We start from the raw sequence: 3,641 nt of genomic DNA on the forward strand, positions 1-3,641 counted from the left end.
GGCGAAAGGCGCCCTCCGCCTCGTTCAGAAGCGGCGGTTGGTCAGGACCGGGATCGCTTGGCGGGCCTGGTCGACGGTGGCCGTGTCGACGTCGACGACCAGGACGTCCGGGGCGTCGGCGAGCTGGGCGTGGATCTGGCCGAACGGGGTGGCCGCGAGGCTGTAGCCGATGCCGGTGGGGGCCTTGCCGGACGGTTCGCGGCCGATGCTGCGCGGGTCGGCCTGGCCGCAGGCCACCACCCAGGACGTCGAGTCCAGGGCGCGGGCCCGGACCAGGAGTTCCCACTGCTCGCGCTTGCCCTCGCCCGAGCCCCAGGAGGCCGAGGTGACGATCACCGACGCGCCGCGGTCGGCCAGCGCGGTGTAGAGGCCGGGGAAGCGGACGTCGTAGCAGGTCGTGAAGCCGACCTTGGTGCCGTCGAGGTCCACCACGACCGGTTCCGCGCCGGGGGCGACGGTGTCGGACTCGGCGAAGCCGAAGGCGTCGAAGAGGTGGATCTTGTCGTAGGCGGTGTCGATGCCGCGGCCGGTGATCAGCAGCGTGTTGGTGACCCGGCCGTCGTCAGCCGGGGTGAACATGCCGGCCACCACCGCGATGCCGGCCTCGTCGGCCAGCCTCCGCACCTCGGTGGCCCACGGCCCGTCCAGCGGTTCGGCCAGCGGGCCGAGCTTGACGCCGAAGCAGGCCATCGTCGCTTCCGGGAACACCGCGAGGTCCGCCCCGGCTTCAGCAGCCCGGCGCACGCCGTCGGCCACCAGCTCGAGGTTCGCCTTCGGGTCCGGGCCGGTGACGATCTGGCACAGCGCAATCCGCATGAGAATCCTCCACAACCGTTACGATGTTTGTATACCAGCGATATGCAAGAAGGGGTACTCGTTGCCGTCCGGACGCGAACTCGCCTACGACCACCTCAAGGACACCGTCCTCAGCGACCCGTCGATGCAGGGGCTGTTCGTCAACGAACAGGCCCTGGCCGACGAGATCGGGGTGTCCCGCACGCCGATCCGCGAGGCGCTGCTCCTGCTCGCCGCCGAGGAGCTGGTGCAGCTGGTGCCCAAGCGCGGCGCCTACATCGCGCCGGTCGGCGGCCGCGAGATCCGCGAGCTGTTCGAGATCCGGGCCATGATCGAGTGCTACGCCGCGCGGCGCGCCGTCGAGCTCGGCGCGGTGCCGGTGGCGGAGATGCGCGCCGAGATCGACGGTCAGCGCGAGCTCGTCGGCGATGACGAGGCCCGGGCGTTCATCGACCGGGACCACCGCTTCCACTCGGCCCTGGTCCGCGCGGTCGGCAACGACATGCTGAGCAAGACCTACGACGGGCTGCGCGCCCGGCAGATCCGCGCCGGCATCGTGGCCCTGTTCTCCCACGGCGACCGGCGCAAGGCGGTGCTGGTCGAGCACGAGGCGATCGTCGACGCCCTCGAAGCGGGCGACGCGGAAGCCGCCACCGCGGCGATCACCGCCCACCTCTCGGCCACCCAGCAAGTCCTCATCGAGGGCTGACGCCCCGGAACCCCTCCCGGACGACCAGGAGGGGTTCCAGCGGACTTCACTGCGCGTCGCGGCGTCCGAGGGTGAGGCCGATCAACGTCACCACGCAGGTCGCCAGCAGGTAGAAGGCAGGGGCCATCCAGGTCTCGAAGTGGGCGAACAGCGCCGTGAACAGCAGCGGCGCCAGCGCGCCACCGATCACACCGGCCAGCGTGTAGGCCAGCGACGATCCGGTCGAGCGCAGTGCAGGGCTGAACTGCTCGGACACGAACGCCGCCTGCGGGCCGTACATGAGCGCGTGCCAGACCAGGCCGACGATCACGCCGATGATCAGCAGCGGCGCCGAACCGCCCTGGACCATCGGGAAGAACACGAACGGCCACACCGCCGCCCCGATCGCGCCCACCGCGTAGACCCGACGACGGCCGAGCCGGTCGGACAGCGCGCCGGCCAGCGGCATCAGGAAGAGCTGCAGCGTCGAGCCGAGCATGACACCGGTGACCGCCCAGCTCTTGGGCACGTCCAGCTGCTGCGTCGCGTAGGTGAGCACGAAGACCGTGAACAGCGCGTAGAGCACGTCCGGGCCGACGCGGGAGAGGATCGCCGACACCAGCGCCCGCGGTTCGCGGGTGAAGACCTCGCGCACCGGTGCACCGGCCTGCTCGCCCTTCTCCTGCAGCTCCTTGAAGACCGGGGTCTCCTCCAGCTTCACCCGGATCCACATGCCGAAGATCACCAGCACGGCCGAGAGCAGGAACGCCACCCGCCAGCCCCAGGACATGAACTGCTCCTGGGTGAGCGTCGCGGCCAGCACCGCCAGCACGCCGTTGGCCATCAGGTTGCCCGCCGGCGGACCGATCTGCGCCGCCGACGCCCAGAACCCGCGGTGCTTGTCGCTGCCGAACTCGCTGGACAGCAGCACCGCGCCGCCCCACTCGCCGCCGATGCCGACGCCCTGGGCGAACCGCAGGATCACCAGCAGCACAGCGCCGAGCGAGCCGACCTGCTCGTGCGTGGGCAGCAGGCCGATGAACACCGTCGAGATGCCGGTGACCAGCAGCGTGATGACCAGGACTTGCTTGCGGCCGAGGACGTCGCCGAGGCGGCCGAAGACGAAGCCGCCGAGCGGTCGGGAGACGTAGCCGACGGCGTAGGTGGAGAACGCCAGCAACGTGCCCGAGAGCGGGTCGTGGCTGGGGAAGAACAGCTGGCCGAACACCAGCGCGGAGGCCACCGAGTAGGCGGCGAAGTCGTACCACTCCAAGGACGTCCCGCTCAGCGACGCGACGAACGCCTTGATCAGGTCCTTGCGGGGTGGCCGCGCGGTGGTGGGGAGGGCTTGAGTCATCGAGGTCCTTGTCGTCCCGACTGGTGGCTTGCCGCGCCGCAGCGCGGGGAGTTGTGATACGAAATGTATACAACAGGTATGCCGGTCTTGGAGGGGATTGTGTTTCCACTGCGTTTCGATGTCAACGGCGAAACCGTCGAGGTGTCGGTGACGACGCTGCTCAACGGCGGCTACGCCGGCCGCAGCCAGGACGACGTGGCCGCGCACGTCGCCGAGCTGGCCGAACTCGGGGTGCCCGCACCGACCAGCACGCCCTGCCTGTACCCGGTCGCGCCGTACCTGGCGATGCAGCCCGACGAGGTCCCGGTGCAGCACGAGCGCACCTCCGGTGAGGCGGAGTGGGCGCTGGTCGTCGCCGGGCCGGAGGAGCGCGACGTGCTGCTCACGGTGGCCTGCGACCACACCGACCGGGCGCTGGAGGTGCACGGCGTCGCGTGGAGCAAGCAGGCCGGGCCGGACGTGCTGGGACGCCAGGCGTGGCGGCTGGTCGACGTCGCCGACCGCATCGACGAGCTCACCCTGACCGCCTGGGCGGGCGGCGAGAAGATCCAGCAGGGCACCCTGGCGGAACTGCTCTCGCCCCAGTACTGGCTCGACGACCTGCGGGAACGCGGCCTGCTGAAGCCGGGCACCGTGCTGCTGTCCGGCACCATCCCGATGGACTCGGCGGTCGACCAGTTCGCCGACTCCTGGCGCGTGGAGCTCGGCGACCCGAAGACCGGCGCCACCATCGCCTGCGAGTACCGGCTCGACCGCATGCCCGACCCGGTGGCCTGAGCGCGGCGGCCCCGTGCGCGTTTT

At 70.7% G+C, this 3,641-nt stretch carries 4 protein-coding genes; 2 read left to right on the top strand and 2 right to left on the bottom strand.

Translation table 11 applies throughout. The annotated features are described in order from the left end of the window. Nucleotides 1-24: 24 nt before the first annotated feature. Nucleotides 25-816 carry a carbon-nitrogen hydrolase family protein gene (locus tag ABTZ89_RS36860; protein ID WP_270947044.1) on the bottom strand — a complete coding sequence of 264 codons (792 nt, stop codon included), beginning with the start codon at nt 814-816 and terminating at the stop codon, nt 25-27. Nucleotides 817-877: 61 nt separating this feature from the next. Between ABTZ89_RS36860 and ABTZ89_RS36865 the strand changes: the two genes are divergently transcribed. Beyond that, nucleotides 878-1,504 (top strand): GntR family transcriptional regulator, encoded by a 627-nt coding sequence (locus ABTZ89_RS36865; RefSeq protein ID WP_270947045.1) that lies wholly within the window; start codon nt 878-880, stop codon nt 1,502-1,504. Nucleotides 1,505-1,550: 46 nt separating this feature from the next. Here ABTZ89_RS36865 and ABTZ89_RS36870 read toward each other — a convergent pair whose 3' ends face one another. After that, nucleotides 1,551-2,840 (bottom strand): MFS transporter, encoded by a 1,290-nt coding sequence (locus ABTZ89_RS36870; RefSeq protein ID WP_351053709.1) that lies wholly within the window; start codon nt 2,838-2,840, stop codon nt 1,551-1,553. 99 nt (nt 2,841-2,939) lie between these two features. Between ABTZ89_RS36870 and ABTZ89_RS36875 the strand changes: the two genes are divergently transcribed. Continuing rightward, on the top strand, nt 2,940-3,617 hold the full coding sequence (locus ABTZ89_RS36875; protein WP_270947047.1) for a DUF2848 domain-containing protein: 678 nt from the start codon (nt 2,940-2,942) through the stop codon (nt 3,615-3,617). Nucleotides 3,618-3,641 lie beyond the last annotated feature (24 nt).

Origin of the sequence: Saccharopolyspora sp. NPDC002686 (genome assembly GCF_040295745.1) — a bacterium.
Classification (GTDB): domain Bacteria; phylum Actinomycetota; class Actinomycetes; order Mycobacteriales; family Pseudonocardiaceae; genus Saccharopolyspora; species Saccharopolyspora oryzae.